27 protein-coding genes are annotated in these 26,033 nt (G+C 71.4%); 11 read left to right on the forward strand and 16 right to left on the reverse strand.

The window, feature by feature from the left end; genetic code table 11:
- Positions 1-6: 6 nt before the first annotated feature.
- From GWK15_RS04870 to GWK15_RS04880, 3 genes are all read left to right on the forward strand, one after another.
- Positions 7-3,078 (forward strand): efflux RND transporter permease subunit, encoded by a 3,072-nt coding sequence (locus tag GWK15_RS04870; protein ID WP_168039590.1) that lies wholly within the window; start codon positions 7-9, stop codon positions 3,076-3,078.
- 90 nt (positions 3,079-3,168) lie between these two features.
- Positions 3,169-4,797 carry a long-chain-fatty-acid--CoA ligase gene (locus GWK15_RS04875; protein ID WP_168039592.1) on the forward strand — a complete coding sequence of 543 codons (1,629 nt, stop codon included), beginning with the start codon at positions 3,169-3,171 and terminating at the stop codon, positions 4,795-4,797.
- Between the two features lie 10 nt (positions 4,798-4,807).
- On the forward strand, positions 4,808-6,013 hold the full coding sequence (locus GWK15_RS04880) for a glycosyltransferase family 87 protein (RefSeq protein WP_168039594.1): 1,206 nt from the start codon (positions 4,808-4,810) through the stop codon (positions 6,011-6,013).
- Here the strand turns inward: GWK15_RS04880 and GWK15_RS04885 are convergent.
- Entirely contained in the window at positions 6,006-6,836 is an 831-nt protein-coding gene (locus tag GWK15_RS04885; protein WP_168039596.1) for a sulfite exporter TauE/SafE family protein, read from the reverse strand. The two genes, GWK15_RS04880 and GWK15_RS04885, sit on opposite strands and share 8 nt — an antisense overlap.
- Before the next feature lie 75 nt (positions 6,837-6,911).
- On the opposite strand from GWK15_RS04885, the gene GWK15_RS04890 reads away from it, so the two are divergent.
- Together GWK15_RS04890 and cuyB are read left to right on the forward strand one after the other, a co-directional pair.
- Positions 6,912-7,673 carry a sulfite exporter TauE/SafE family protein gene (locus tag GWK15_RS04890; protein WP_168039598.1) on the forward strand — a complete coding sequence of 254 codons (762 nt, stop codon included), beginning with the start codon at positions 6,912-6,914 and terminating at the stop codon, positions 7,671-7,673.
- Positions 7,670-8,377, forward strand: coding sequence for a cysteate racemase (gene cuyB, locus GWK15_RS04895; RefSeq protein ID WP_168039600.1), 708 nt, complete (start codon positions 7,670-7,672; stop codon positions 8,375-8,377). The genes GWK15_RS04890 and cuyB overlap by 4 nt, the downstream gene beginning before the upstream one ends.
- 9 nt (positions 8,378-8,386) lie before the next feature.
- On the opposite strand, the gene GWK15_RS04900 is transcribed toward cuyB, so the two are convergent.
- The 4 genes from GWK15_RS04900 to GWK15_RS04915 all read right to left on the reverse strand — a co-directional run bounded on the left by GWK15_RS04900 (position 8,387) and on the right by GWK15_RS04915 (position 11,062).
- Entirely contained in the window at positions 8,387-8,731 is a 345-nt protein-coding gene (locus GWK15_RS04900; protein WP_168039602.1) for a DUF1622 domain-containing protein, read from the reverse strand.
- A gap of 55 nt (positions 8,732-8,786) precedes the next feature.
- On the reverse strand, positions 8,787-9,458 hold the full coding sequence (locus GWK15_RS04905) for an Mbeg1-like protein (protein WP_168039604.1): 672 nt from the start codon (positions 9,456-9,458) through the stop codon (positions 8,787-8,789).
- Positions 9,459-9,611: 153 nt separating this feature from the next.
- Positions 9,612-9,851, reverse strand: coding sequence for a hypothetical protein (locus tag GWK15_RS04910; RefSeq protein WP_168039606.1), 240 nt, complete (start codon positions 9,849-9,851; stop codon positions 9,612-9,614).
- Positions 9,852-9,988: 137 nt separating this feature from the next.
- Positions 9,989-11,062 (reverse strand): tartrate dehydrogenase, encoded by a 1,074-nt coding sequence (locus tag GWK15_RS04915; RefSeq protein WP_168039607.1) that lies wholly within the window; start codon positions 11,060-11,062, stop codon positions 9,989-9,991.
- 117 nt (positions 11,063-11,179) lie between these two features.
- Between GWK15_RS04915 and GWK15_RS04920 the strand changes: the two genes are divergently transcribed.
- The gene (locus GWK15_RS04920; RefSeq protein WP_168039609.1) at positions 11,180-11,548 is read left to right on the forward strand and encodes a hypothetical protein; all 369 of its coding nucleotides are present in this window, start codon (positions 11,180-11,182) and stop codon (positions 11,546-11,548) included.
- Between the two features lie 9 nt (positions 11,549-11,557).
- Here the strand turns inward: GWK15_RS04920 and glcE are convergent, their stop codons facing one another.
- The gene (gene glcE / locus GWK15_RS04925) at positions 11,558-12,730 is read right to left on the reverse strand and encodes a glycolate oxidase subunit GlcE (protein ID WP_168039611.1); all 1,173 of its coding nucleotides are present in this window, start codon (positions 12,728-12,730) and stop codon (positions 11,558-11,560) included.
- The gene (locus tag GWK15_RS04930; RefSeq protein WP_168039613.1) at positions 12,727-14,172 is read right to left on the reverse strand and encodes an FAD-linked oxidase C-terminal domain-containing protein; all 1,446 of its coding nucleotides are present in this window, start codon (positions 14,170-14,172) and stop codon (positions 12,727-12,729) included. Before GWK15_RS04930 ends, glcE begins: the two co-directional genes overlap by 4 nt.
- Positions 14,173-14,292: 120 nt before the next feature.
- On the opposite strand from GWK15_RS04930, the gene GWK15_RS04935 reads away from it, so the two are divergent.
- Positions 14,293-14,679 (forward strand): hypothetical protein, encoded by a 387-nt coding sequence (locus GWK15_RS04935; protein ID WP_168039615.1) that lies wholly within the window; start codon positions 14,293-14,295, stop codon positions 14,677-14,679.
- Positions 14,680-14,725: 46 nt separating this feature from the next.
- Here the strand turns inward: GWK15_RS04935 and ykgO are convergent, their stop codons facing one another.
- The 7 genes from ykgO to GWK15_RS04970 form a co-directional block, all read right to left on the reverse strand.
- Positions 14,726-14,851 (reverse strand): type B 50S ribosomal protein L36, encoded by a 126-nt coding sequence (gene ykgO / locus GWK15_RS04940; RefSeq protein ID WP_137125466.1) that lies wholly within the window; start codon positions 14,849-14,851, stop codon positions 14,726-14,728.
- Between the two features lie 142 nt (positions 14,852-14,993).
- Entirely contained in the window at positions 14,994-15,518 is a 525-nt protein-coding gene (locus GWK15_RS04945; RefSeq protein ID WP_168039617.1) for an SRPBCC family protein, read from the reverse strand.
- A complete protein-coding gene (locus tag GWK15_RS04950; RefSeq protein WP_168039619.1) occupies positions 15,515-15,877 on the reverse strand; it encodes an ArsR/SmtB family transcription factor in 363 nt (120 codons plus the stop codon). Before GWK15_RS04950 ends, GWK15_RS04945 begins: the two co-directional genes overlap by 4 nt.
- Positions 15,878-16,116: 239 nt before the next feature.
- Positions 16,117-17,346, reverse strand: a complete 1,230-nt coding sequence (gene acdA, locus GWK15_RS04955; RefSeq protein WP_168039621.1) for a 3-sulfinopropanoyl-CoA desulfinase — start codon at positions 17,344-17,346, stop codon at positions 16,117-16,119.
- A gap of 4 nt (positions 17,347-17,350) precedes the next feature.
- Positions 17,351-18,106, reverse strand: a complete 756-nt coding sequence (locus GWK15_RS04960; RefSeq protein ID WP_168039623.1) for a DUF533 domain-containing protein — start codon at positions 18,104-18,106, stop codon at positions 17,351-17,353.
- 31 nt (positions 18,107-18,137) lie between these two features.
- Positions 18,138-19,043, reverse strand: a complete 906-nt coding sequence (locus tag GWK15_RS04965; protein ID WP_168039625.1) for a hydrogen peroxide-inducible genes activator — start codon at positions 19,041-19,043, stop codon at positions 18,138-18,140.
- Positions 19,044-19,165: 122 nt separating this feature from the next.
- Positions 19,166-19,918, reverse strand: coding sequence for a Crp/Fnr family transcriptional regulator (locus GWK15_RS04970; RefSeq protein ID WP_168039627.1), 753 nt, complete (start codon positions 19,916-19,918; stop codon positions 19,166-19,168).
- Positions 19,919-20,150: 232 nt separating this feature from the next.
- On the opposite strand from GWK15_RS04970, the gene GWK15_RS04975 reads away from it, so the two are divergent.
- Together GWK15_RS04975 and GWK15_RS04980 are read left to right on the forward strand one after the other, a co-directional pair.
- Entirely contained in the window at positions 20,151-20,912 is a 762-nt protein-coding gene (locus tag GWK15_RS04975) for an SDR family NAD(P)-dependent oxidoreductase (RefSeq protein ID WP_168039629.1), read from the forward strand.
- Between the two features lie 5 nt (positions 20,913-20,917).
- On the forward strand, positions 20,918-22,510 hold the full coding sequence (locus tag GWK15_RS04980; RefSeq protein ID WP_168039631.1) for an MBL fold metallo-hydrolase: 1,593 nt from the start codon (positions 20,918-20,920) through the stop codon (positions 22,508-22,510).
- Between the two features lies 1 nt (position 22,511).
- On the opposite strand, the gene GWK15_RS04985 is transcribed toward GWK15_RS04980, so the two are convergent.
- Both GWK15_RS04985 and GWK15_RS04990 read right to left on the reverse strand, forming a co-directional pair.
- Entirely contained in the window at positions 22,512-23,129 is a 618-nt protein-coding gene (locus GWK15_RS04985) for a YeeE/YedE thiosulfate transporter family protein (RefSeq protein ID WP_168039633.1), read from the reverse strand.
- A 16-nt stretch (positions 23,130-23,145) separates the two neighbouring features.
- A complete protein-coding gene (locus tag GWK15_RS04990; RefSeq protein WP_168039635.1) occupies positions 23,146-23,664 on the reverse strand; it encodes a YeeE/YedE thiosulfate transporter family protein in 519 nt (172 codons plus the stop codon).
- A gap of 121 nt (positions 23,665-23,785) precedes the next feature.
- Here GWK15_RS04990 and GWK15_RS04995 point away from each other — a divergent pair, with 121 nt between their 5' ends.
- Both GWK15_RS04995 and GWK15_RS05000 read left to right on the forward strand, forming a co-directional pair.
- Positions 23,786-25,216 carry a cryptochrome/photolyase family protein gene (locus GWK15_RS04995; protein ID WP_168039637.1) on the forward strand — a complete coding sequence of 477 codons (1,431 nt, stop codon included), beginning with the start codon at positions 23,786-23,788 and terminating at the stop codon, positions 25,214-25,216.
- A complete protein-coding gene (locus GWK15_RS05000) occupies positions 25,213-25,992 on the forward strand; it encodes a metallophosphoesterase (protein ID WP_168039639.1) in 780 nt (259 codons plus the stop codon). The genes GWK15_RS04995 and GWK15_RS05000 overlap by 4 nt, the downstream gene beginning before the upstream one ends.
- Positions 25,993-26,033: the final 41 nt, after the last annotated feature.

Raw genomic sequence — 26,033 nt, forward strand, 5'->3', positions numbered from 1 at the left:
CACGCCATGGGATTCAACCTCTCCGACTGGGGCGTGCGCAACGGCGCGCTGACGCTGTTCCTGATCGTCATGCTCGGCGCCGCGGGAGCGATGGCCTATCTGCGCCTCGGCCGCGCGGAGGATCCCGGCTTCACCATCAAGGTCATGGTCGTCACGGCCCAGTGGCCGGGTGCCACGGCGGAGGAGATGCAGCGCCACGTCGCCGACCCGATCGAGAGCCGGCTGCAGGATCTCCCCTACCTCGACCGTGTCGAGACCTTCACCCGCCCCGGCCAGGCCGCGATGACCGTGGTGCTGCGCGACACCACCCCGCCGCGCGAGGTGCAGAACCTCTGGTACCAGGTGCGCAAGAAGGTCGGCGACATGCGGCACATGCTGCCCGCCGGCGTCATCGGCCCCTTCTTCGACGACGAGTATTCCGACGTCTGGTCCGCCATCTACGCCGTGACCGGCGCCGACAACGCCGAGCTGGTCCGCCAGGCCGAGGCGCTGCGCGCCCGGCTGCTGCGCGTGCCCGGCGTCGACAAGGTCAGGATCTTCGGCGAGCAGCCCCAGCGCATCCATGTCGAGGTCGCCCATGCGCGCCTCGCCTCGCTCGGCCTGCAGCCGCAGGCGATCCTCGATGCGCTGGCGCGCCACAACCCCGTCACGCCGGCCGGCGTGGTGGAAGGCAGCGCGACGCGGCTGCACCTGCGCGTCGATGGCGGCTTCGACGGCCTCGCCGCGGTGCGCGAGGTCCCGGTTGCGGCCAATGGCCGATCGCTGCGCCTCGGCGACATCGCCGAGGTGACGCGCGGCTTCGCCGATCCGGCGTCGAGCGGCATCCGCCAGGGCGGGGAGAATGCCGTGCTGCTCGCCGTGGCGAAGCAGCCAGGGGTGAACGTGCTGACGCTCGGCCACGACCTCGCCGCGGCGATGGAAGCGCAGCGCCGCGTCATCCCGATGGGCCTCACCGTCACGCAGATCGTCGACCAGGCGCATGTGGTGCAGGAGAGCATCGCCGAGTTCCTGATGAAGTTCGTCGCCGCCCTCGGCGTGGTGATGCTGGTCTCCTTCCTCTCGCTCGGCTTCCGGGCCGGGATCATCGTCGCGCTCTCGGTGCCGCTGACGCTCGCCATCGTCTTCCTGGTGATGCTCGCGACCGGAATGGAGCTCGAGCGCGTGACGCTCGGCGCGCTGATCCTCTCCCTCGGCCTGCTGGTGGACGACGCGATCATCGCCATCGAGGCGATGGTCGTGAAGCTCGAGGAAGGCTGGAGCCGCGCCAAGGCCGCGACCTTCGCCTGGACCTCCACGGCCGGGCCGATGCTCTCGGGCACGCTGGTGACGGTCGCGGGCTTCCTGCCGGTCGGCTTCGCGCGGTCCACCGCCGGCGAATATGCGGGCGGCATCTTCTGGGTGGTGGGCATCGCGCTCGTCGCCTCCTGGCTGGTGGCGGTGCTGTTCACGCCCTGGCTCGGGGTGAAGCTGCTGCCGTCGCCCAAGCCCGGGTCCCATCACGACGCCTATGACGGGCGCGGATATCGCGCGCTGCGGCGCCTGGTCGGCTGGGCGGTGGACCACCGCCTGGTGGTGATCGGCGCGACGCTGCTCGTCCTCGTCGCCGGCTTCGCCGCCATGGGCCAGGTGCGCAAGCAGTTCTTCCCGACCTCGGCGCGGCTCGAGCTGCTGGTGGACATCAACTTGCGGCAGGGGGCCGGCTACGCGGCGACGCTCGCCGCCGCGCAGCGCATCGAGCAGGCGATCGAGGGAGACCCGGATGCGCGGCTGGTGACGACCTATCTCGGCCAGGGCTCGCCGCGCTTCTTCCTGGCGCTCAATCCCGACCTGCCGAACGAGGCCTTCGCCAAGATCATCGTCCAGGCCCGCGACGTGCCGGCGCGCGAACGCCTGCGCGACCGGCTCAATGCCCTGGTCGCGGACGGCCTGGTGCCGGAGGCCCGCGTACGCGTCTCGCGGCTCGATTTCGGGCCGCCGGTCGGCTTTCCCGTGCAGTTCCGCATCCATGGCGACGACCCCGCCGCGCTGCGCCGCGCCGGCGAGGAGGTGATGGCCGTCATGCGCGCCACCCCCGGCACGCGCGACGTGCAGCTCCATTGGGGCGAGCGCGCCCCGGCGCTGCGCCTCGAACTGGATCGCGCCCGCGTGGCCGAACTTGGCCTCTCCCCCGCGCAGGTCGCCTCCTCCCTGCAATTGCTGCTCACGGGCGTGACCGCGACGCAGCACCGCGAGGGCAACCGCCTGGTCGACGTGGTCCTTCGCGCCCCGGCCGCCGAACGCCTGACGACGGAGACGCTCGCCGACCTCTCCCTCGCCACGCCGTCGGGACCCGTGCCGCTGTCCCAGGTCGCCCGGCTGGTGCCCGAGGCCGAGGAGCCGATCCTGTATCGCCGCAACCGCGAGGCCTACCTGACCGTCCGCGCCGACGTCGCGCCGGGGCTGCAGGGGCCGGACGTCTCGGCCGCGGTGCGCGCGCGCCTCGACCCGGTGATCGCGTCGCTGCCGGTCGGCCTGCGCATCGAGGCCGGCGGCGCGGCCGAGGAATCGGGCAAGGCCAATGCCGCGCTCTTTGCCCTGTTTCCGGTGATGATCGCGGTGATGCTGGTGCTGCTGATGGTCCAATTGCGGCATTTCGGCAGGGTCGCGCTGGTGCTGGCGACGGCGCCGCTCGGCATCCCGGGCGCGGCCTTCGCGCTCCTGGCCCTCGGCGCGCCCTTCGGCTTCGTCGCGCTGCTCGGCGTCATCGCGCTGGCTGGGATGGTCATGCGCAACACGCAGATCCTGGTGGATCAGGTGCGCCAGGACCTCGAGGCCGGGCTCGACCTTCGCGCCGCCATCGTCGAGAGCACCGTCCGCCGCACCCGACCGGTGCTGCTGACGGCGCTGGCCGCGGTGCTGGCCTTCATCCCGCTGACGCTGTCGGTCTTCTGGGGGCCGATGGCGATCGCGATGATTGGCGGACTGACGCTGGCGACGCTCGCGACGCTGCTGGTGGTCCCGGCGCTCTATGCCCTCGCCCTGCCCTGGCGGCGGGCGTCCGTCGTCGCCGGCCCGGCCGTCCTCGCCCCGGCGGAGTGATCGCCCGCACCCTGCTGACGGCGGCGAAATCCGTGGTGTAGCCTTCCCGGCAAGGCGGCCCCCGGGGCTGCGCAGGGAGGGGACGACGCCATGCTTGGCCTGATGCAGGACTGGCCGCTGTTGATGCACACGGTGCTGGACCACGCCGCGATCCAGCACCCGAAGCGGGAGGTCGTGAGCCGGTCGGTCGAGGGCCCCTTCCACCGCACCGACTACGCCACCATCCGCGCCCGCGCCCTGCGGGTCGCGCAGCGCCTGGTGCGGGACGGCATCAAGCCTGGCGACCGCGTGGCGACGCTGGCCTGGAACACCTGGCGGCATCTCGAGGCCTGGTACGGCATCGCCGGCGCCGGCGCGGTCTACCACACGGTCAACCCGCGGCTGTTCCAGGACCAGATCACCTGGATCATGAACCATGCCGGGTCGCGCATCATGATGCTCGACCTCACCTTCGTGCCGCTGGTCCAGGCGCTGGCCGACAAGCTCCCGACGGTCGAGCGCTTCGTCATCCTGACCGACGCCGCGCACATGCCGCAGACGACGCTGCCCAATGCCGTCGCCTACGAGGACTGGATCGCCGAGGTCGATGGCGACTTCGCCTGGATGAAGGTGGACGAGCAGTCCGCGGCGGGCATCTGCTACACCTCCGGCACCACGGGCGACCCCAAGGGCGTGGTCTATTCGCACCGGTCCAACGTCATCCACGCCATGGTCTGCAACCAGGTGGACGCCTTCGGCCTGGGCGCGGCGGACCGGGTGATGCCGGTGGTGCCGATGTTCCATGCGAATGGCTGGTCGCTCGCGCTCTGCGCGCCGATGGTGGGCGCCGGGCTGGTCATGCCGGGCGCAAAGCTCGACGGCGCCTCGGTGCACGAACTGGTCGAGCGCGAGCGCGTCACCTTCTCGGCGGCCGTGCCCACGGTCTGGATGATGCTGCTGCAGCACATGGAAGCGACCGGGTCGCGGATCGACAGCCTGCAGCGGGTCGCGATCGGCGGGTCGGCCTGCCCGGCGGCGATCACGAAGATGTACCAGGAGAAGTACGGCGTCCGCGTGATCCACGCCTGGGGAATGACCGAGCTCTCCCCGGTCGGCACGCTGTTCTCGGTCAAGCCCGAGGTCTCGCACCTCTCGGGCGACGACATGCTCCGCCTGCAGGCGAAGCAGGGCACCCCGCCCTACACGGTCGAGATGAAGATCACCGACGACGAGGGGAAGGAACAGCCCTGGGATGGCGAGACCTTCGGCCGGCTGAAGGTGAAGGGCCCGGCCATCGCCCGGCGCTACTTCCGGCGCGAGGAGGAGGAGATCCTGGACGAGCAGGGCTTCTTCGACACCGGCGACGTCGCGACCATGGACGAGAACGGCTACATGGAGATCACCGACCGGTCGAAGGACGTGATCAAGTCCGGCGGCGAGTGGATCTCCTCCATCGCGCTCGAGAACGCGGCGGTGGGCTACCCCGGCGTGGCCGAGGCCGCGGTCGTATCGATGAAGGACCCCAAATGGGACGAACGGCCGCTGCTGATCCTGGTGATGAAGCCGGGCGTGCTGTCGCCCACCCTCGCCCAGATGCGCGACTTCCTCGCCGACAAGGTCGCGAAGTGGTGGCTGCCCGACGATCTCGTGGTGGTGGACGAGATCCCGCACACCGCGACGGGCAAGATCCTCAAGACGAAGCTGCGGGAGATGTTCAAGGATCACCGGCCGGCGGCGTGAGGCGCAGCGCTTGAGTCGCCTCGCAGGCATCCTCCGCGAGGCACCCTGGCTGACGGCGGACCGTGCGACCGCGTGGTGCCGCGTTCTCGCGATCGCGCCGCTGCTGCTCGTCGTGGCGACGACGGCCTGGGTGGTCGCGAATGGCTTTCGCCCACTCTCGCCGACCGGCGAACCCGTCGGCACCGACTTCGTCAGCTTCTATGGCGCCTCGGCGCTCGTCCTCGCGGGCATGCCGGAGGCGGCCTATGTCCAGGAGGCTCACGCCGCCGCGCAGGCGGGCGCCGTCGGGGCTCTCGCACCCGGACACTACTACGCCTTCCAGAACCCTCCGCCCTACCTGCTGCTGATCTGGCCGCTGGCGATCCTGCCTTACCTCGGCGCACTGCTCGCCTGGCTTCTGGTCACAGGGGCGGCCTATGCCGTGGCGGCAGCGCGGGTCGCCGGGCTGGCCATGCCCGTTTCAGCGCTGATGGCCTTCCCGGCGCTGCTCGCAAATCTGGGGCATGGGCAGAACGGCCTGCTGAGCGCCGCGCTGCTGGGCTTCGCCGCCCTGTGGCTGGATCGACGCCCAGTGGCGGCAGGCATCGCGATCGGGCTCCTCTGCTACAAGCCCCACCTCGCCCTGCTGGCGCCCGTCGCGCTCGCCGCGGCCGGCCGGTGGCGCAGTTTCGCCGCGGCCGGCGTGACCGTTGGTGCCCTGGTGCTCGCGTCCCTGATGGCGTTCGGACCGGACACCTGGCGGGGCTTCCTCGCGACCAGCGGGCTGTCGATGGAGGCGCTCGAATTGGGCCTCGCCGGCCCCGGCAAGATGCAATCGACCTTCGCCGCCGTCCGCCTGTTCGGCGGCAGCGTCGCGCTCGCCTACGCGCTGCACGGCATCGTGGTCCTGGTCGCCGCGGTTGCGATCGCCCGCGCCGCGAGGGGGGCGGATGGCCTCGCCCTCGGCGCCATGATCGCCGCCGGCGGCGCGCTCGCGAGCCCCTACATCCACGACTACGACCTCGCGATCCTTGCCGTGCCGCTCGCCTACGTGTTCCGCGAAGCCAGGCTCTCCGGCACCTTCCTGCCGTGGGAGAAGACCGTCCTCGGCCTGTGCTTTCTTCTCCCGCTGGTGGCGCGGATGCTGTCGATGAACCTCTACCTGCCGGTCACGCCCCCACTGGTGGCCTGCCTGCTGGCCGTCGTCATCCGGCGTTCGCGCGCGACCCTCAGGTGAACAGCTTCCAGAACATCCGCAGGCTGGTCACCGCGAGGAACACCGCGAAGGCGCGCTTCAGCCACAGCGGCGGGATGGTGTGCGCGAGGTGCACGCCCCAGGGCGTCGCCAGGATCGAGGCCGGCGCGATCAGCGCGAAGCCCACCAGGTTCACGTAGCCGATCGAATAGGGAGGCCGCAGCGGGTCCGACCAGCCGCCCCAGATGAAGCCGATCGTCGCCGGGATCGAGATGATCAACCCGAAGGCCGAGGCGGTCGCGACCGCGCTGCGGATCGGCGCGCCGCACATCGACAGGATCGGCACGCCGAGCGTCCCGCCGCCGATGCCCATCATGGCGCTGACCGACCCGATGCCGATGCCCAGCGCCTGTCGGGGCGGCCCCTCCGGCACGCTGTCGGTGATTTTGAACTCGACCCCGGTGAAGCCCATGTTCAGCGCCACCATCAAAGCCACCACGGCGAAGACCGCCGTCAGCCCCTCCCCCTTCACATAGACGGCGAGGAAGGTGCCGAGCGCCACGCCGGCCAGCATGGACGGCCAGATCGACCGCAGCAGCGCAACATCCATCGCCCCCTTGGCGTAGTGCTTCCGCGCCGACTGGATCGAGGTCGGGATGATGGTCGCGAGCGAGGTCGCGACCGCGATCTTCATCTGGATGCTCTCCGGAATGCCGAAGAGCGGGAAGACGTTGAACAGCAGCGGCACGATGACGATGCCGCCGCCCACCCCGAGCAGCCCCGCCAGGGTCCCCGAGACCAGCCCGGTTGCCGCCATCGCGGCCGCGAGGGCGAGAAGCCAGACGGGATCGTTGAGGTGTTCCATGGCAGCCGATGGTCCGGGATGGGCGGGGATGAGGGGACGTGGCATACACGCTGACCCATTCAGCGTCACCCCGCCTTGCCCTTCGTCACCGATCCCTGGTTCTACGCCCTCGCCATACCTGCCGTGCTCCTGACGGGCATCAGCAAGGGCGGCTTCGCCTCGGGCGCGGGCAACCTGCTGGTGCCGCTCATGGCGCTGACGGTGCCTGCGCCGGTCGCCGCCGGCATCGCCCTGCCGTTGCTTTGCGCGATGGACGTCTCGGGCGTGAAGGCCTGGTGGGGCAAGTGGGACCAGCGGGAGATGCGCGTGCTGATTCCCGGCGCGCTCGCCGGCATCCTGATCGGCGCCCTGACTTTCCGCTACATGTCCGACCGGGCCATCCTGTCGATGGTGGGGCTGACCACGCTGGTCTTCCTCGGGCGCACGCTGTGGCTGTCGCGCCACCGCCAGCCGCCGCCGGCGGCGCCGCATGATCCGGTGAAGGGCGGGCTCTGCGCCGCGGCCTCCGGCTTCACCAGCACCATCGCCCATGCGGGATCGCCGCCGCTCGCGATCTACCTGTATCCCCGCCGGCTCGACCGGCAGGTGATGGCGGCGACGACCGTCGTCTTCTTCGGGGTGATGAACTACGTGAAGCTCGTCCCCTATTTCTTCCTGGGCAACCTCTCGGCGGGGAACCTCGCGACCAGCGCCGTGCTCCTCCCGCTCGCGCCCGTGGGCGTCTATCTTGGCATCTGGATGCAGAAGCACGTGCCCGACGCGGTCTTCTACCGGGTGCTCTACGTCCTGCTGGCCGTGACGGGCGTGAAGCTGACCTGGGACGGAGTGTTCGGATGAGCGATGCCCGGATCCTCGGCGTGCTGGGCGGCATGGGGCCGCTCGCCGGGGCCACCTTCATGCAGCGCCTGACGCTGCTCACCCCCGCGTCGCGGGACCAGGACCACATCCCCTCGATCCTGTGGTCCGACCCGCGCGTACCGGATCGCACCGCGGCGCGCATCGCCGGCGGCGAGGACCCCCTACCCTGGCTGCTGCGCGGCATCCGTGGCCTCGAGGCCTCGGGCTGCGGCGCCATCGCGATCCCCTGCAACACCGCTCATGGCTGGTTCGAGCCGATGCAGGAGGCGACCCGCCTGCCCATCCTGCACATCGTCCATGCCGCGGCGGACGAGCTCCTGCGCCTTGGCCTGGCCGGCGGCACGGTCGGGCTGATGGCGACCAAGGGCACGCTCGCGATGCGGCTGTACCAGCCGCGGCTCGAGGCACGCGGCTTCGACTGCCTGGTCCCGACCGAGGAGGAGATGGACCGCATCGTCATGCCGTCGATCGACCTCGTGAAGGCGAACCGGATATCGGAATCCTACGCCCCGCTCGCCGAGATCGCCCGCCGGCTGATCACGCGCGGTGCGAAGGCCGTGGTGCTGGGCTGCACCGAGATCCCGCTGGGCATCGCGGCGGGTCCGGCGCTGCCCTTCCCCGTCGCCGACACCATCGACGCGCTGGCGCGCGCCTCGATCGCTTGGGCGAAGCCGGCGGGCTGACAGAGCGCCTCAGCGCATGGCGCGCTGGGCGTGCTCCATCTCGCGCTGCAGGAAGAAGTTCAGCACCGTGCGCAGCGTTGCGATGGCGGCGAGCTTGCCGATCTCGTCCCAATCCGGCGCGATGGCGGTGCGCAGGATGTCGGCGGCGAGCGCGAATTCGAGCGCGAGCATCAGCCAGCGCGCAAGGCGCAGCCGCACCGCGTCGCTCATCGGCGTCGCCTCCCCGTCCCCGGAGAAGAAGGCACGCAGGAAGCCGACCACGGCCTGGGCGACGGCAAGGGCCACGACGAGGACCGCCGCGGCCTCCACGGCCACGGCGACCCATTCCGTCCAGAGCTTGATCAGGTCGTGCATGCAGCGAGGCTAAGGCAGCCGCGGCGGCGGTGCCAACGCGGCACGCCGCGCCCGCCTACATGTTCTGGCGGGTGATGAAGGCCATGGCGACGTTGTCGCGGAAGGCCGCCCGCTCGACCGCCTTCATGAAGGCGGCGCTGGTATGCGCGTTCAGGATGTTCATCCCGACATGCGGCAGGGTGATCAACGGCCCGATGTGGTTGCCGGGCGCGCGGCTCACCGGGTCCCAGTTGACCCGGAAGTTGACGCCCTTCTTGAACCGCGCGGCGGCGCGGTTGTGCGCGAGGGCGCGACCCGCCGGCGGCGCGTTGTAGGTGATGAAGGGCATGTCGCACATCACGCCGACCACCTGCGCGAGGAAGCCGCCGAGGGAATGCCCGGTCACCATGATGAAGGCGCGCGGATAGGCACGCTGCAGGCCCTGCGCGTACTGGATGCAATCATGCGCCCGGTCCACCTCGGTGTTCATGCCGATCTGGACGTCGTCGACCTTCCAGTCCTTGGCCCCCTTGGACCCGCGGAAGCTCAGCACGTACTGGTCGGGGCCGCCCTCGAACTTGTAGAAGCCGGCCGAGCCGCCGCCGGCGTCGCCGTCCTTGTTCCAGCCGAGGCGATCGTCGTTCTTCGGGTCGAAGAAGCCGCCGAGCTGCGTGCCGCCGTCGAAATCGTTGTTCTTGTAGATGGCCTTGGCGGCTGCCGCCGTGTGCCAGACGGTGATGTACGCCATGTCGCCCCCTGATCCGCGTCAGGCCCACCCCGATGCATGCATGAGGCTATGTTGCGGCGCCGAACCTGTCGAGGCGAGGCGGGCACGCGCCATGAAGCGCTTCACATCAAGTTGCGGCGAGGATCGCGCCGCGGCCCGGCGGCAGCCGGCGCCTCAGTCGCAGAGGCAGCCGTCCGTCGGCCCGGTCTCGCCGCGCACGATGTGATGGTCGATCCACTCGGCCACCAGGCGGCGCGCCTCGTTCACCGAGGATTCCGGGTGGTGGATGCGATACAGCGCCGTGCAGGCGCCGAAGGCGCTGAAGTCGCCCGAGCCCTGCTCGCGCAGTTCCCGGTAGGCCGTCACCACCGCCCGTTCGCAACGCCGGGCGATATGGCTGAAGTCGCGGCCCATGGCCCAACCCTCCGACAGGTCAGTTGCGAATCACTCGCAACACTTGAGCAGAGTAGCGACACCTGAACGGGCGTTCAAGTGACGGGGCCGTCATGGGCCCCGCCCGTCCTTGCAGTGCCGGCCTGCGCGCGGCGGGGTCAGCCCGCCGCGACGGCCTCGGCGATCGCCTTGCCCACGTCGACCGTGCCGGCCTGCCCGCCCATGTCGCGGGTGCGCGGGCCGCCTTCGGCCAGCAGCCGTTCGATGGTGGCGACGATGCAGTCCGCCGCCTCCTTCTCGCCGAGGTGCTCGAGCATCATCGCCCCGGACCAGATCTGCCCGATCGGGTTCGCGATCCACTTGCCCGCGATGTCCGGCGCCGAGCCGTGCACCGGCTCGAACATCGAGGGGAAGGTCTTCTCCGGGTTGATGTTGGCGGAGGCAGCGATGCCGATCGACCCGGCCACCGCGGGCCCGAGGTCCGACAGGATGTCCCCGAACAGGTTCGATCCCACCACCACGTCGAACCAGTCCGGATGCTGCACGAAGTGCGCGCAGAGGATGTCGATGTGGAACTGGTCCGTCGTCACGCCGGGGTAGTTCTTCGCCATCTCTGCGAAGCGCTCGTCCCAGTAGGGCATGGTGAAGGTGATGCCGTTCGACTTGGTGGCGGACGTCACCTTCTTGCGCTTGCGCGTCATCGCGAGCTCGAAGGCGTACTTGATCACCCGGTCGCAGCCGATCCGCGTCATCACCGTCTGCTGGGAGACGAATTCGCGATCCGTGCCGGGGAACATCCGGCCGCCGATCGAAGAGTATTCGCCCTCGGTGTTCTCGCGCACCACGTAGAAGTCGATGTCCTCGGGCCCGCGGTTGGCGAGCGGGGTCTTCGACCCCGGCAGCAGCTTGCAGGGGCGCAGGTTCACATACTGGTCGAACTGCCGGCGGATCGGGATCAGCAGGCCCCACAGGGAGACATGGTCCGGCACCCCCGGCCAGCCCACGGCGCCGAGGAAGATGGAATCGCTGTCCTTCAGTCGGTCCATGCCGTCATCCGGCATCATCTTGCCGGTCTGGGCGTAGGTCTCGCAGGACCAGTCGTAATGGGTCAGCTCCAGCTCGAAGCCGAAGCGGCGGGCGGCGGCGTCGAGCACGCGCAGGCCCTCGGGCGTGGTTTCCTTGCCGATCCCGTCGCCCGGAATGACGGCGATGCGGTGCTTGCGCTGGGCCATGGGCGCCTCCTGTTGGTCGGGCCGCACCCTAAGGGCGCGAGGGATGAGCGCAAGGTCACCGCGCAGCCCCGCGGCACCGGTGGCATAGTGCAAGGGAATCGAGGGGGAAGACCGGGCATGGGACACCGCCGCACGATCGCGCTGCTGCTCCTCGGGTCGGGGCTGGCGCTCGGCGCCTGTTCCGAGGATTTCACCGAGGCGAAGCCCGCCAATGGCGGCAATGAGCGCACCCTGAGCCGCACCGAGCTGCGCTGGTGCATGTTCAACGACATCCGCATCGAGGCCGCCCGCCCCGACATGCGCGGCGCCAAGCAAGGCCAAGTGCAGGCCTTCAACACCGCGGTGACCGAATGGAACGCCGCCTGCCGGTCCTACCGCTACAGCCGCAGCGACCGCGACGCGGTGCAGCGCCAGGTCGAGGCCCGCCGCCAGCAGCTCGAGACCGAGGGCAAGGCGCGCTTCGCGCTGCGCGAGGCCGGGGGCTGACGGGGCGTCCTACGCCCCCGCCCGCATCCGCCCCGGATTGAGGATCCCCGCCGGATCGAGCGTCGCCTTCACCCGTCGCCCGATGGCCGCGAGCGGCGCAGGTTCCTCCGGCAGGACCGCGACGGCCATGCGCAGCGCCTCGGGTGCGCGGAACAGCGTGCAGGTCCCGCCCGAAGTGCCGGCCGCCGCGACGATCGCCGCATGCGCCGCCTCGGTCGCCGGCGCGGCGGCCCAGACGAGCCCCCCGCCCCAGTCGAGCAGCGCCCGACCGCCCAGCGCATCCGCCGCGGCCGCGACGCCAGGCCCCGCCGAGGGCCGCACCGAGACGCGCCACACGGCCTCCTCCGGCCGTGCGGCCAGCGGCGCCGCGTCGCGCACCTCGCGCCAGAAGGTGCGGCTGGCCTCGCCCTCGATCGCCGCGAGGTCGCCGAAGCCCGCCAGCGCCTCGCGCAGCCGACCGATGCGGTAGGTGACGGAGGGCGCGAAATCCTCGATCCGCAGCGCCGCGAGGAGCGGTTCCCCCGGCACCAGCGCCGCGCCCGAGACACCGAAGGGGCTGCCCAGCCCCGCAGACAGCGCCCGCACGCCGGCCGCTGCATCCGGCACCGCGACCAGCAGCGTCGCCGTCGCCTCGGGTGCGGGCAGCACCTTCAGCGTGATCTCCGTCATCACGCCGAGCGTCCCGTAGGACCCCGCGAGCAGCTTGCAGAGGTCGAGGCCGGTGACGTTCTTCAGCACCCGCCCGCCCGACCGCAGCACCTCCCCCGTCCCGTTCACGAAGCGGATGCCGAGGACGTGGTCGCGCATCGCACCCCAGGTGATGCGGCGCGGCCCCGACAGGTTCGCGGCCACGATGCCGCCGAGCGTCGCCGGCTGGTCGCTGCCGAAGATCGCGCGCGTGTCGGGTGGCTCGGCAATCAGGTGCTGGCCCTTCTCGGCCAGCGCCGCCTCGATCTGAGGGATCGGCGTGCCGGCGCGTGCGGACAGCACCAGTTCGGCCGGCCGATACAGCGTGATGCCCGAGAGGTTGCGCGTCGAGACGGTGCGCGCGGCCTGCACCGGGCGCAGCAGGCCACGCTTCGATCCGTTGCCCTCGATCGCGACCGGCTCGCGCGCGGCATGGGCGGCGGCGATGGCGGCGGCGAGGCCGCCCTCGTCCGCGGGAGCGATGAGGTCGCTCATTCGGCGGCCAGCGGCACGGGCGCGCCTTCCAGCGGGAAGACCTTGGACGGGTTGAGCAGCCATTGCGGATCGAAGGCGGTTTTGATCGCGCGCTGCTGGTCGAGCTCCCGCGCGGTGAACTGCACCGTCATCAGGTCGCGCTTCTCGACGCCGACGCCATGCTCGCCGGTCAGGCAGCCGCCGACCTCGACGCAGAGCTTCAGGATGTCGCCGCCGAAGGCCTCCGCCTTGCGGAAGGATTCCGGATCGTTGGCATCGAACATGATCAACGGGTGCAGGTTGCCGTCGCCGGCGTGGAACACGTTCGCGACGCCAAGGCCGTATTGCGTGCTCATCTCCCCGATACGCTTCAGCACGAAGGGCAGTTCCGAGGTCGGGATGGTCCCGTCCATGCAGAGGTAATCCGGGCTGATACGCCCCACCGCCCCGAAGGCGCCCTTGCGCCCCTTCCAGATGGCGAGCGACTGCTCGGCGGATTCGGCGACCTTCAGGCTGATCGGGTCGAAGCGCTCGCAGATCGCCTTGATGCGGTTCAGCAGGTCGTCCTGCTCCGCGACGGAGCCCTCTACCTCGATGATCAGCATCGCCTCGGCATCGAGCGGATAGCCCGCATGGGCGAAGGCCTCGCAGGCATGGATGCAGGGCTTGTCCATGAATTCGAGCGCGACGGGGATGATGCCGGACCCGATGATGGCGTCGACCGCCGCGCCGGCGATCTCCGTGCCCTTGAAGGCGGCGAGCATGGCGCGCGCGCCCTCCGGCCCGCGCAGGATGCGCACGGTCACCTCGGTGACCATGCCCAACTGCCCCTCGGACCCGGTGATGAGGCCGAGCCAGTCGTATCCCGCGGCGTCGAGATGCACGCCGCCGATGTCGATGATCTCGCCCTCGATGGTGACGAACTTCACGCCGAGCAGGTTGTTGGCGGTGACGCCGTATTTCAGGCAATGCGCGCCGCCCGAGTTCATCATCACGTTGCCGCCAATCATGCAGGCGAGCTGGCTCGACGGATCGGGCGCGTAGAAGAAGCCGTCGCCCTCCACCGCCTTGGTGATGCCGATGTTGGTGACGCCCGCCTCGACCACGGCGAAGCGGTCCTCGAGGTCGATCTCGAGGATGCGGTTCATCCGCATCAGCCCGACGACGACCGCATCCGCCAGCGGCAGCGCGCCACCCGACAGGGACGTCCCCGCCCCGCGCGGCACCACGCGCACGCCGGTCTCGTTGCAGTAGCGCAGCACGGCGGCGACCTGCTCGGTCGTCGTCGGCAGCACGACCGCGAGCGGGACCTGTCGATAGGCGGCAAGGCCGTCGGTCTCGTAGGGCTTGAGGCGCGTCGGCTCGCTGATCACCCCGTCTCCGGGGACGATGGTGCGAAGGGCCGCGACGATCTCCTCGCGCCGGGCGAGGATCTCAGGCTTGGGGGCGGGCAGCGCGATCACGGCGGCGTTCCTCTCGATGCGCGGAAGATGCGCATCGCGGACCCGCGGGGCAAGCATTGCCTCGGCGGTGCGGAAGCGTGCAGGCTCGCCCGCGCAACGATGCGGGGAAACCGAACCGAGATGCGCAACACTCTCTCCGCCGCGGCCCTTCTGGCCGCCCTGTCAGGCCCCGCCCTCGCGCAGCAGGCCGGGACCTATGCCGTCGAGGGCCAGGGCGCCGACGGGTCGCGATACCAGGGTACGGCGACGCTGGCCTCGACGGGCAACAACACCTGGCGGGTGACCTGGCAGGTCGGCGGCGACCGCGCGCAGGGCGTCGGCTTCCTGATCCCGGAAGGTCCGCTGCTGGTGGTCGGCTATGTGCTGGGGAACCAGATCGGCGCGGCGGCCTATGCCGTGCAGCCGGACGGCAGCCTGCGCGGCACCTGGACGCAGGGCCAGGGCGGCGGCATCGGGACCGAGATCCTGACGCCCGCCGGCGGCGGGGGCGCAGCCCCGCGCAAATAGAAAGGGGGGCCAAGCCCCCCTTCGCAGCCTCGAAAGGCCCGGGGCCTCAGCCCTGGCGGGCCTTCAGGCGCGGGTTCTTCTTGTTGATGACGTAGACGCGGCCGCGGCGACGCACCAGGACGCAGTTCTTGTCGCGGGTCTTCGCGGTCTTCAGGGAATTGCGGATCTTCATGGCTTACCTCGTGAGGCCGCGCTTCTAGGGGGGCGGTTTCGGCAAGTCAACCTCGCCGGGCGCCGCAACCGGCCCAAGGCGCCACTTTCGCCTGAAAACGGCGGTCGGGCGCGGGTTCCGTGACCCCGCGCCCGATGCGGCGTCAGGCGGGAATCCGCTGCTCGTATTCCTGCATCAGCCGGCTCCAGCCATCCCAGAAGGGCGGCGGCACCGTGCCCGAAAGCCGCGCGGCCAGCACATCCAGATGCGCATGCCAGCCGGCCGAGACCTTCAGCAACATGCCGCGATCCGGCAGGCGGCGATGCGTCACCGTCAGCCGCACCTTCTGCCCGGCCGGCGCCAGGTCGAAGGTCACCCCGTCGCTGCTCCCCCAGGTGAAGGCGAGCCGCCGCGGCGGGTCCAGTTCGGTGATCCGGCATTCGAGGCGGTGCTCCGCGTCGAAGCCGTCCGGCCGGCGGCTCGGCGGGTCGTTCAGCTCATCGTTGCGCCAGACGAGCTCGAAGGCGGCGCCGACGCGAAGTTCCATCGCGCCGGCGGCAAGCCACTGCCGGCGCAACTCGCTGCGCGTAAGGTAGTCCCAGACGCGCTCGATCGGACCCGGCAGCAGGCGCTGGATCTCCAGCGTCATCGGCTCGGTCAGGACACCATGGGGGGCGAGGTCGTTCATCGGTCGTCTCCTCGGGGTGGGGGGGTCTTCGAATCCGCCTCGCGCAGCAGGCGTTCCAGTTCGTCGAGGCGGCTGGTCCAGAAGTGCTCGTAGAAGCCGAGCCACTCATGCGCGCTCGCCAGCGGCCCGGGCTCGAGACGGCAGAGATGCGTGCGCCCGCGCACCTCGCGCCGGATCAGCCCGGCATTCTCCAGCGCCTTGACGTGCTTCGATGCGGCAGCGAGCGACATGGCGAAGGGTTCGGCCAATTGCCCAACGCTGCGCTCGCCGCCGGCCAGGTCGCGCAGCATCCGGCGGCGGGTGGCGTCGCCCAGGGCGTGAAAGACGGCGTCCAGCGGGGCGGGATTTGATTCAACCATGTGGTTGAATATCAGGGCGCGCAGCGGAATAGTCAACCAAATTGTTGAATATGGGCGCGACAGAAGGGAGAGGGGCGTCGCCCCTCTCCGGGCCTCTCCCCACCAAAGGCCTAAGGGCCTTTGGAAACCTCAAGATTCAGGGCAATCGCCGACGGGCCGGGTGCGCGCCGAGGCCCGGTGTCCAGAGGCCTTTCGGTCTCTGGCGGGTGGTGTCCGGGGAGGGCAGCGCCCTCCCCGCCTCAATCCGCGGCCGACCGCCGCGCCGCGCCCTCTTCCTCGGCGATGCGCTTGAAGCCGTCGCGCGTCTGCGGCAGCTTCCGCCCGAGGATCTGTTCCGCGACCTGCGTGCGCAGCACCTGCGCCGTCCCGCCGGCGATGGCGAACATCCGCGCATCGCGGACATAGCGCTCCATCGGGTTGTTCCGCGAATACCCGGCGGCGCCCCAGACCTGCAGCGCGTTGTTGGTGACGCGGATCGCCATGTCGGCCGCCATCACCTTCGCCTGCGCCGCGGCGAGCCGGTCCGGGAAGCCGTTCGGCCCGGCCGAGCGCGCCGCGCGCCACACCAGCGCGCGCGACGCCTCCACCTCGATCGACATGTCGGCGAGCATCCAGGCGAGCCCCTGGAACTCCGCGATCGGCCGGCCGAACTGCCGCCGCGCCTGGGCGCGTTCCAGCGCATGGTCATAGGCCCCGGCCGCGAGGCCGAGCGCGACCGTCGCCGCGCCGACCCGCTGGCCGTTATAGGCGTCCATCAGCCGCCCGAAGCCGCGCGCCCAACCGCCGGGCGGGCGCAGCACCATCGAATCCGGCACCACCAGGCCGCGCATGGTCACGTCCGCCTCGGGCATGCCGCGCAGGCCCATGGACGGGATGCGCCTCGCCTCCATCCCCGGCGGCATCGCATCGCCGTCGCGGACGACGATGAAGCCGCCGATGCCCTTCTCCTCCCCGTCCTCGATGACGCGGGCGAAGACCAGGTGCAGGCGGGAGATGCCGCCGCCCGTGATCCAGGTCTTGTCCCCGTCGATCACCCAGGAATCGCCGCGCTTGACCGCGCGGGTGCGCATGTCGGTGGCGGCGGACCCGGCCTCGGGCTCGGTGATCAGGATGGCCGGCTTGTCGCCGGACAGCACGCACTCCGCGGCGATCTTCTTCTGCGTGGGCGTGCCGTAGGCCATGATGGCGCCGATCGCGCCCATGTTCGCCTCGACCGCGATGCGGCCGCACACCGAACAGGCCTTCGAGAATTCCTCGATGACGAGGACCGCGTCGAAATAGGACAGGCCCGGCCCACCCCATTCCTTGGGCACCGTCAGCCCGAGGAAGCCGGCCTCAGTCATGCGGCGGACCATCGGCCAGGGGTACTGCTCCGACCGGTCTGTCTCCGCCGCCTGGGCGGCGGCCTCGCGGGCCAGTTCGCGCGCCCGGTCGCGCAGCCGGGCTTCCGCCTCGTTCAGGCCGTGCATGGTGTCATCCTCCCCTGATACGGCGCTCGATCGCCTCGGTGGCGGCGCGGTCGAGCCGCAGCGCCTTGGCGAAACCGTCGAGCCAGGCGCGTTCGGCGCCCTCGATGTTGCCTGCCCCGGCCACCGCCGCGGCATAGACCTGCGCCGCGAGCATCGGATCGGCGGCCTCGCGCGCCAGCGCCTCCGGCGTCACGGTGCGGTCGAACTCGGCCAGCACGGCATCGCGCGCCGCGCTACCGAGGCCGGCGGCGTCGAGCTGGTCGGCGATGCGCGCGCGTTCCTCGGCATCGACATGCCCGTCGGCCTTCGCCGCGGCGATCATCGCGCGCAGCATCAGAAGGCCCTCGCGGTCCTCGGCGGCGATCGGCGGAGGCGCAGGCACGCCGGGCACCGGGGACCAGGCATCGGTGGGCGCGGGCTTCGCGGGCGCGGACGTCGTCCCGCCCCAGGGCCCGCTGCGCGGGACGCTGCCACGCGCCGGCGGCGCGGATTTCGGCCCGCCCGGCAGGGGCTGCGGCTTGCCGGACGGCGCCTGCTGGCCCCAGCGATCGCCCTTGCCGCGCGGCGCCGGCGCGGGCGCTGGTGCGGGCTGCTGCTGGGACCGCGTCATCGCCTCGATCGCCACGCCGGCCAGCATCGCGAGCGCGCGCCCCAGATCCTGCTTGCCCCGCGCGGTGCTCCGGCCCCGCGTCGTGCCGCGCGACGGCGCCGCGCCGCCGAGCACCGAACCGAGAACGTCGCCCAGGTCGAAACGCGCCATGCCGGAGGCTCCCTCGCCCTCTGCGGACTTGCTAGCGGTCGGACAGCGCCGCCGCAATGGATGGCGCGAGGGCGCGGAACTCCTCTGCCCGCGGACTGCGCGCCCGCCAGGCCAGGCCGATGCGCCGCCCGAAGGCGCCGGCGAGCGGCCGCACCGCGACCTCCGCTCCCGCCGTGACCCCGCCTGCGACGGCGAGGCGCGGCAGCAGCGTGATGCCGAGCCCCCCGCCCACCATCTGCACCAGGGTGTGCAGGGAGGTGGCGGCGAATTCCTGCGAGGTCGCAGCCCCCGGCAGGCCGCAGGCCGACAGCGCGTGATCCCGCAGGCAATGCCCGTCCTCGAGCAGCATGACGCGCTCCCCGGCCAGCGCGCCGGGCGTGACCTCCTCCCGCGCCGCCAGCGCGTGGCCGTTCGGCAGCGCGACGGAGAAGGGATCCTCGGCGATGGTCATCGTCTCGACATCCCCGCAGTCGCAGGGCAGCGCCAGCAGCAGCAGGTCGAGCCGCCCGGCCTCCAGCCCCTCGACCAGGCGGTCGGTCAGGTCCTCGCGCAGGAACAGGCGCAGTCGCGGGAAGGCTTGGCGCAGGCGCGGCATCAGGCGCGGCAGCAGGAAGGGCCCGATGGTCGGGATGGTGCCGAGGCGCAGCGGCCCGGTCAGCGGGTCGCGCGCGGCCTCCACCGCCTCGACGAAAGCCGTGAGCGCCGAGAGCGCCGAGCGCGCCCGCCCGATCAGGTCGCGGCCGAGCGGGGTGAAGACCGGCCGCTTGCCGCCCGTGCGCTCGAGCAGCGCGGCGTCGAGCTGGCGCTCCAGCGCGAGGATGCCAGCCGACAGCGTCGATTGGGTCACGGCGCAGGCGGTGGCCGCGCGACCGAAATGGCCGTGCTCGGCGAGGGCGACGAGGTAGCGGAGCTGCTGGGGACTCGGCAGGGCTGTCATGGGCGCGAAGGTAAGGCCGCAACGGCCCGTTTTCATGCGTCGCCGAACGCATGTGCCCCCGCGCCATTATCATGCCGGAGTTGAAATGCGCGGCGCGACTGGCGCGCCACGGTAGCGACGGCCTAGGCCGCGTCGGCCCCCTCGCCGCTGCCGAGATGGACCAGCGACGCCCGGTCGACCAGTTCGATGCCGGAATGCCCGTGCAGGATGATCCAGCCGCGCTTGCGGAAGGCGGATATCGCCCGGCTCACGGTCTCGAGCGTCAGGCCGAGGAACTCGCCCATGTCGGCGCGCGTCGCCGGCAGTTCGAACACCGGGCCGACATGCCCGCGGCGCTCCTGCGCTTCCGCGAGGGAGACGAGGAAGGCCGCGACGCGCTCCTCGGCGCTGAAGCGGCCGAGGGCGAGGATGTGGTCCTGGCTCTGCGCCAGTTCGCGCAGGCAGAGGTCGAGGAAGCGGCGTTCCATCGCGGGGTAACGGCGGAACAACTGCTCGAGGCGGCGCCGTTCCAGCCGGCACACCGTACCACGCGTCAGCATCTCGGCGCCGAAGGCGTGTTCCGTCTGCGGCGTGAAGCCGAGGATGTCGCCGGCGAAACGGAAGCCGATCACGGCCTGGCGGCCGTCGGGCAGGACGCGCGTGAGCCGCGCCATCCCGCCCGTGAGCGTGTAGACGAAGCGGGAGGGATCGCCCTGGTGGAAGATCGTGTCGCGCGGTTCGAGGGTGAGGCGTTCGCTTTCGCCCGACATGTCGTCGAGCGCCGCGGCGTCGAGCGGTGCACAGAGGCCGACGGATCGCGACCCGCATTTCATGCAGATGCCCGACTCGCTGCCCAGGCCGTCCATCAGCGCGCGTGTCGCGTCGAGTGGATGCATGTTGCGTCCTTAACCTGCCGCTCCGGCCCTTATGGGCCGTAACTCCCCGCGCCCGGTCCGGGCAATCGAAGTCTCGTTGGTGGCTTGCGATAGATCAAGAACAATCGAATGAATAGAGGGAGAGGTTCCGCATGGCCGGGGCGCGTGAAACGCGGCCCGTTGCGTCTTCGCCCACAGCGCGGAGACTGCACACCGACAACAGCGCGGGCCCCTCGCCTGCGAGGGAGACGCCATGACCTTCACTGCCCCCGATTTTCGCCTCGACGGCCGACGGATCCTGGTGACCGGCGCCTCGCTCGGCATCGGGCGCGCCATCGCGCTCGCGGCGGCGGCGAGCGGCGCGGAGGTCGTCATCGCCGCGCGGCGCCGCCCGGGGCTCGAGGAGGTCGCGGCGACGATCGCCGCGGGCGGCGGGCGCGCCATGGTGCTGCCCTTCGACGCGGGCGACGCATCCGAAATTCGTAAGGCCATCGCAATGGCCGGCCCGCTCGACGGGCTCGTGAACAACGCCGGCAGCGTGACGCGCGAGCCCTTCCTCGAGGCGAGCGAGAGCGAGATGGACCGCGTCCTCGGCCTCAACGTGAAGGGCGCGACCATCGTCGCGCAGGAAGTCGCGCGCGGCATGGCCAAGGCGGGCACCAAGGGTGCGATCGTCAACATCGCCTCCGTCGCCGGCCTGGTCGGCGCGCGCAACCGCAGCCTCTACGCCGCGACCAAGCATGCGGTGATGGGGCTGACGCGCGCGATGGCCCTGGAACTCGGGCCGCTCGGCATCCGGGTGAACGCGGTCTGCCCGGGGCTGGTGAACACCCCGCTCGCCGCGGACCTGATGGCCGACGAGGCCTTCGTCGCCGCGACGCGCAAGCGCATCCCGCTCGGCCGCATCATGGAACCCGAGGACATCGCCGGCCCCGCGGTGTTCCTGCTTGCGGCCGCATCCTCCGGCATCACGGGCATCGCGCTGCCGGTCGATGGCGGCGTGACGGCGGAATAGCCGCCATGCCCGTCACCGTCCGCGCCTGCGGCGCCGCGCGCACCGTCACCGGCCTGTCCCTGCTGTTCGAGACGCCGCGCACGCGCTTCCTCGTCGACTGCGGCATGTTCCAGGGCCCCAAGACGCTGAAGGCGCTGAACTGGGAGCCCTTCCCCTACCGCCCGCGCGACATCGCCGCCGTGCTTCTCACGCACGCGCATATCGATCATTCCGGCCTGCTGCCGAAACTGGTGAAGGAGGGCTTCCGCGGCCCCATCCACACCAGCGGCCCGACGGTCGACCTCTGCGCCGTCATGCTTCCGGATTCGGGGCATGTGCAGGAGATGGAGGTGCGCAACCTCAACTTCCGCAACCGCCGCCGCGGCCGCGCGGAGGTCGAGCCGATCTACACCGCGAACGACGCCGTCGCCGCCATGCGGTCCTTCCGCACCGTGCCGATGGACCGCTGGCTGGAATTCGAGGAGCTGCCCGGCATCCGTGCCCGCTGGTGGAATGCCGGACACATGCTCGGCTCGGCCTCGATCGAACTGGAATTCCAGGAGGAGGAGACGGTCCGAGTCCTGGTCTCGGGCGACCTCGGGCCCGATTGCTCGGTCTTCCAGCACGACCCGCAGGGACCGGAGGCGCTCGACCATGTCTTCATGGAGAGCACCTATGGCGACGAGGACAAGCCCTGCGTCGACCATGCCGAGCGTCGCGCGCGCCTCGAAGGCCTGGTGCGGGAGGCGATGCACCCGGACGGCGCGCTGCTGATCCCCGCCTTCGCGGTCGAACGCACGCAGGAGATCTGCTGGGATCTCGTGGCCCTGATGCAATCTGGGCGCATCCCGATGGCGCCGATCGTGGTGGACAGCCCGCTCGCCATCCGGGCGACCGAGGTGTTCCTCGAACACGCGGCCTCGCTCGAGAACGGCCGGTCGGTGCGCCGCGCGCTGCGGTCCCCGCTGCTGCAGTTCACCGAGACCGGCGAGCAGTCCCGCCGGATCGCCGAGATGGAGGGCTTCCACATCGTCATCGCCGGATCGGGCATGTGCGATGCGGGGCGCATCCGCCACCACCTCAAGCGGCGGCTCTGGGCGCCGGAGGCAACGGTGCTGCTGACCGGCTTCCAGGCCGAGGGCACGCTCGGGCGGCTGCTGCTGGACGGAAAGGAGGAGGTGCGCATCCAGGGCGAGACCATCCGCGTCCGCGCCAAGATCCGCGAGATCCGCGACTATTCCGGCCATGCCGACGCGCCTGAGCTCGTCGCCTGGCTGAAGGCGCGCGGGCCGGTCGCCGGCACCGTCTTCCTGGTGCATGGCGAGCCGCCGGCGATGGACGCGCTCGCCACGCGCCTCGCCTCGGAAGGCGTTGCCGCGCCGGGCCAGGTGCTGCAGCCCGCGCTTGACGACACCTACCTGCTGCCCAAGGCGGCCGCGGCGCGCTCGCGCGACGTGGCGAGGCGCCGCCCGGATCCGGCCGAGGCCGGCCGGCCCGACTGGCACAACAAGCGCGCCGCCCTGCTGCTCGCGATCGAGGATGCGATCGAGAAGGCGCCGGACAGCGCGATGCGGGAGGCGCTGATGGCGCGCCTCCGCGCGGCGGTGGAACCGGCCTGAGCTACTCGGCCGGGACGGCGGCGGCCGGCGGCGCGGCAGGATGCGGCGGCAGCAGGCCGTCGGCCTCGGCGCCGATCTCCTCGCGCCAGGGGCGCCAGCGCTCGAGCCCGACGAGAGCGGCGACCAGCACCGCCGCGAAGCCGAGCGCAAGCATCCAGAAGGGCGTGCCGGTGACGACGTCGAGCGTCAGCTTCCCCTGCCCGGCCATGTCGAGCACCGGCCGCAGCGTCGGCTCGGCATAGGTGAAGGCGAGCGCGCCCAGGATCCCGCCGGCCAGCGTGAACCAGGCATCCTTGTAGCCCGCGCCGATCTGCGCGAGCACGGTGCCCGGGCAGGCGCCGGCCAGCGCGATGCCGACGCCGAGCACGAGCCCGCCGGCGATGTCGGCCATCGGCAGCAGTGCCTTGGGCGACAGTTTCGCCCAGCCGAAGCCGGTCATGACCGCGAGCACCACCAGCCCCGCCGCGACGCCCGCGAGGAAGACCCGCAGCATCAGGAAGGAGCGGAACTGGAACTGGCCGAGGATCACCGCAGGTTCGAAGACCCGCGCCTTCTCGAGCAGGAAGCCGAAGGCCGCGCCCATGGCGAGGCCGAGGAGGATGGCGGCGAAGACGGACATGATGCTGTCCCTCCGGTCAGCGCACGGGGCGGAAGAGAAGGGTCGCGGTCAGGATGCCGCCGGCGAACATGGCGGCGACCGCGGCGAAGGAGCCGAGCGAGAGCTGGGCCATGCCCGACAGCCCGTGGCCCGAGGTGCAGCCATCGGCGATGCGCGCGCCGAGCAGCATCAGGAAGCCGGCCGCGAAGGCCATGGCGAAGCGCCCACCCCGGCCGAGGCCGGTGGCGCGCTGCCAGACCGGCGCGACGCCGCGCCGCACCGCCCCCGACAGGCGCGAGGAGGCGAAGGCGCCGATGGCGACGCCGATGACGAGCGCGACCTGCCACCAGTTCTTCGCCCCATCCAGATGCGCCGCCGCATAGCGGATGCCGCGGATGCCGGGGTCGAGGAACTCGGCGAGCGAAGCACCGGCCGTGACGAAGGAGGAGGAGGCGCCGAGCGCGGTGCCGAGGAAGAGGAAGGCCGGGATCTGCAGCAGGCCGATCAATGCGCCTGCCAGATACGGAGACCAGGCCTTGTCGGTGAGGCGTGGCATGGAGAGGGTCCTTGTGCCGGGACGACCTCGAAGGGTCTTTCATTAGAATATGCGCAATTACGAATATTGCAACCTCGCGATTGCCCCCTGACGCAGGGCTGTGACACCCCAGATCTGCGACATGCGTGATGCTGCGATTCTCTGGTTCCGCCAGGACCTCCGCCTGGCGGACAACCCTGCCCTCGCCGCCATCGGCGAGCGGCCGGTGCTGCCGGTCTACATCCTCGAGGACGGGCCCTGGGCGCCCGGCGGGGCCGCGCGCTGGTGGCTGCACCACAGCCTGGCCGCGCTGTCGGCCGCCCTTGCCGCGGCCGGGGCGCCGCTGCTGATCCTGCGCGGCGACCCGCGCGCGATCCTGCCCGCCCTGGCCGAGGCGACCGGCGCCGCCGAGGTCCATGCCGGCCGCCGCACCGAGCCCGCCGGGCGGCGCTGCGACGCCGAGACCCATGCCGCGCTGGAAGCGACCGGCCGCCGGCTGGTGCTGCACCGGACCGCGCTCCTGCACGAACCGCATCTGGTGCGGACCGGCAGCGGCGGGCCCTATGGCGTCTACACGCCCTTCTCGCGGGCCGTCTTCGCGCTGCTCGAAGGCCTGCCGCCGCCGATCCCCGCGCCGTCCCGCCTGCAGCCCGTCGCGGAGGCGCCGCAGGGCCTCGCCCTCGACGCGCTGGGACTGCTGCCGCAGCCGCCGGTGCCGGACTGGGCCGCGGGCTTCCACGACCATTGGCAGCCCGGGGAGGCCGGCGCCGCCGCGCGCATGGCTGCGTTTCTCGCGGAGGGCCTCGACGGCTACGCGGCGCGGCGCAACGATCCCGGCGTGACCTGGGGAACGTCCGGCCTCTCTCCGCACCTGCATCTCGGCGAGATCTCGCCCCGCCAGGTCTGGCATGCGGCGCGCGCGAAGGGCGGCCGGGGGCTCGAGACCTTCCTCAAGGAAGTGCTCTGGCGGGAATTCTCCCACCACCTGCTGTGGCACCGGCCCGAGATGCCCGAGACGCCGCTGCGATCCGAATTCGCCGGCTTCCCCTGGCGGCGCGACGCTGCGCTGCTGCGCGCCTGGCAGCGCGGCCGCACCGGCTTCCCGATCGTCGATGCCGGCATGCGGCAACTCTGGCAGACCGGCTGGATGCACAACCGCGTCCGCATGATCGCCGCCTCCCTGCTGGTGAAGCACCTGCTGCAGCCCTGGCAGGACGGCGAGGCCTGGTTCTGGGACACGCTGGTCGACGCCGACCTCGCGGCGAACAGCGCCTCCTGGCAGTGGGTCGCGGGCTGCGGGGCCGATGCCGCGCCCTATTTCCGCATCTTCAACCCGGTGCTGCAGGGCGAGAAGTTCGACCCTGACGGTGCCTATGTCCGCCGCTGGTGCCCCGAACTGGCGAAGCTGCCGGACCGCTGGATCCACCGCGTGCACGAAGCCCCCGAGATCGTCCTGCGCGGCGCCGGCATCGTGCTCGGCAAGGACTATCCGGCACCGATCGTCGACCTCGCCGAAGGCCGCGCCCGGGCGCTCGCCGCCTTCGCGGAGGTCAAGGGCGCGGACGCGGCATGATCGTGTCGCCGGAGAGCCTGCGCGCGGCGGGATTCAACGGCGTGCGGATCGTCGGCGACGTCCATGGCGACGTGCGCGGCTTCTCGGCCGCCGTGGCCGGCGCGGAGGCGACGGGGCTCTTCCTCATCCAACTCGGCGACCTCACGGACCACGGCACCGACGGGCCGGCCGTGCTGCGGCTGATGTTCGACCTGGTCGAGGCCGGGCGGGGCCTCTTCCTCCTCGGCAACCACGACCACAAGCTGCGCCGGGCGTTGTCGGGCGAGAAGGTGCGCGTGGAGGCGGCCGGGCTCGGCCGCACGCTGGACCAGATCGCCGCCGCCCCGGACGCCGAGGCGCTGCGCGAGCGCGCCCTGCACCACATCGGCGAGGCGCCGGCCTGGCTGTCGCTCGGGCGGCTCTTCTGCGTCCATGCCGCCTTCCACGATGCGATGCTGCTGCACGCCTCCCCGCCCGATGCCGGGACGCGCAAGGCGGAAGGCCTGGTCGGCCGCGCCATCTTCGGGCAGGTGACCGGCGCGCGCGGCGCCGACGGCTTCCCCATCCGCCTGACCGGCTGGATCGACCGGATCCCGTCGGGCCTGACCGTGCTGGTCGGGCACGACAACCGGTCCCGCGACGGGCGGCCGCTGGTGATCAATGGCGCCCGTGGCGGGCGCGCCATCTTCCTCGACACCGGCGCCGGCAAGGGCGGCGCGCTCGCCTGGCGGGATTTTCGCCTGGAGGAGGTCTTCGTTGATGCACCGCAAGGACACGCCGTCGCGATGACGGATTGATGACGCAGCCGCCCGATCCCGGGCGCCGCTGCGGAGGTTGC

The organism is Neoroseomonas oryzicola, assembly GCF_012163135.1.
In the GTDB taxonomy this organism is placed as follows: domain Bacteria; phylum Pseudomonadota; class Alphaproteobacteria; order Acetobacterales; family Acetobacteraceae; genus Neoroseomonas; species Neoroseomonas oryzicola.

Bases quoted from the DNA above. Each gene is read 5' to 3' on its own strand.
- GWK15_RS04870 (WP_168039590.1), top strand. From the start codon at position 7: ATGGGATTCAACCTCTCCGACTGGGGCGTGCGCAACGGCGCGCTGACG.
- GWK15_RS04875 (WP_168039592.1), top strand. From the start codon at position 3,169: ATGCTTGGCCTGATGCAGGACTGGCCGCTGTTGATGCACACGGTGCTG.
- GWK15_RS04885 (WP_168039596.1), bottom strand. From the start codon at position 6,836: ATGGAACACCTCAACGATCCCGTCTGGCTTCTCGCCCTCGCGGCCGCG.
- cuyB (WP_168039600.1), top strand. From the start codon at position 7,670: ATGAGCGATGCCCGGATCCTCGGCGTGCTGGGCGGCATGGGGCCGCTC.
- GWK15_RS04900 (WP_168039602.1), bottom strand. From the start codon at position 8,731: ATGCACGACCTGATCAAGCTCTGGACGGAATGGGTCGCCGTGGCCGTG.
- GWK15_RS04905 (WP_168039604.1), bottom strand. From the start codon at position 9,458: ATGGCGTACATCACCGTCTGGCACACGGCGGCAGCCGCCAAGGCCATC.
- GWK15_RS04910 (WP_168039606.1), bottom strand. From the start codon at position 9,851: ATGGGCCGCGACTTCAGCCATATCGCCCGGCGTTGCGAACGGGCGGTG.
- GWK15_RS04915 (WP_168039607.1), bottom strand. From the start codon at position 11,062: ATGGCCCAGCGCAAGCACCGCATCGCCGTCATTCCGGGCGACGGGATC.
- GWK15_RS04920 (WP_168039609.1), top strand. From the start codon at position 11,180: ATGGGACACCGCCGCACGATCGCGCTGCTGCTCCTCGGGTCGGGGCTG.
- glcE (WP_168039611.1), bottom strand. From the start codon at position 12,730: ATGAGCGACCTCATCGCTCCCGCGGACGAGGGCGGCCTCGCCGCCGCC.
- GWK15_RS04935 (WP_168039615.1), top strand. From the start codon at position 14,293: ATGCGCAACACTCTCTCCGCCGCGGCCCTTCTGGCCGCCCTGTCAGGC.
- ykgO (WP_137125466.1), bottom strand. From the start codon at position 14,851: ATGAAGATCCGCAATTCCCTGAAGACCGCGAAGACCCGCGACAAGAAC.
- GWK15_RS04945 (WP_168039617.1), bottom strand. From the start codon at position 15,518: ATGAACGACCTCGCCCCCCATGGTGTCCTGACCGAGCCGATGACGCTG.
- GWK15_RS04950 (WP_168039619.1), bottom strand. From the start codon at position 15,877: ATGGTTGAATCAAATCCCGCCCCGCTGGACGCCGTCTTTCACGCCCTG.
- acdA (WP_168039621.1), bottom strand. From the start codon at position 17,346: ATGCACGGCCTGAACGAGGCGGAAGCCCGGCTGCGCGACCGGGCGCGC.
- GWK15_RS04960 (WP_168039623.1), bottom strand. From the start codon at position 18,106: ATGGCGCGTTTCGACCTGGGCGACGTTCTCGGTTCGGTGCTCGGCGGC.
- GWK15_RS04965 (WP_168039625.1), bottom strand. From the start codon at position 19,043: ATGACAGCCCTGCCGAGTCCCCAGCAGCTCCGCTACCTCGTCGCCCTC.
- GWK15_RS04970 (WP_168039627.1), bottom strand. From the start codon at position 19,918: ATGCATCCACTCGACGCGACACGCGCGCTGATGGACGGCCTGGGCAGC.
- GWK15_RS04975 (WP_168039629.1), top strand. From the start codon at position 20,151: ATGACCTTCACTGCCCCCGATTTTCGCCTCGACGGCCGACGGATCCTG.
- GWK15_RS04980 (WP_168039631.1), top strand. From the start codon at position 20,918: ATGCCCGTCACCGTCCGCGCCTGCGGCGCCGCGCGCACCGTCACCGGC.
- GWK15_RS04985 (WP_168039633.1), bottom strand. From the start codon at position 23,129: ATGTCCGTCTTCGCCGCCATCCTCCTCGGCCTCGCCATGGGCGCGGCC.
- GWK15_RS04990 (WP_168039635.1), bottom strand. From the start codon at position 23,664: ATGCCACGCCTCACCGACAAGGCCTGGTCTCCGTATCTGGCAGGCGCA.
- GWK15_RS04995 (WP_168039637.1), top strand. From the start codon at position 23,786: ATGCGTGATGCTGCGATTCTCTGGTTCCGCCAGGACCTCCGCCTGGCG.
- GWK15_RS05000 (WP_168039639.1), top strand. From the start codon at position 25,213: ATGATCGTGTCGCCGGAGAGCCTGCGCGCGGCGGGATTCAACGGCGTG.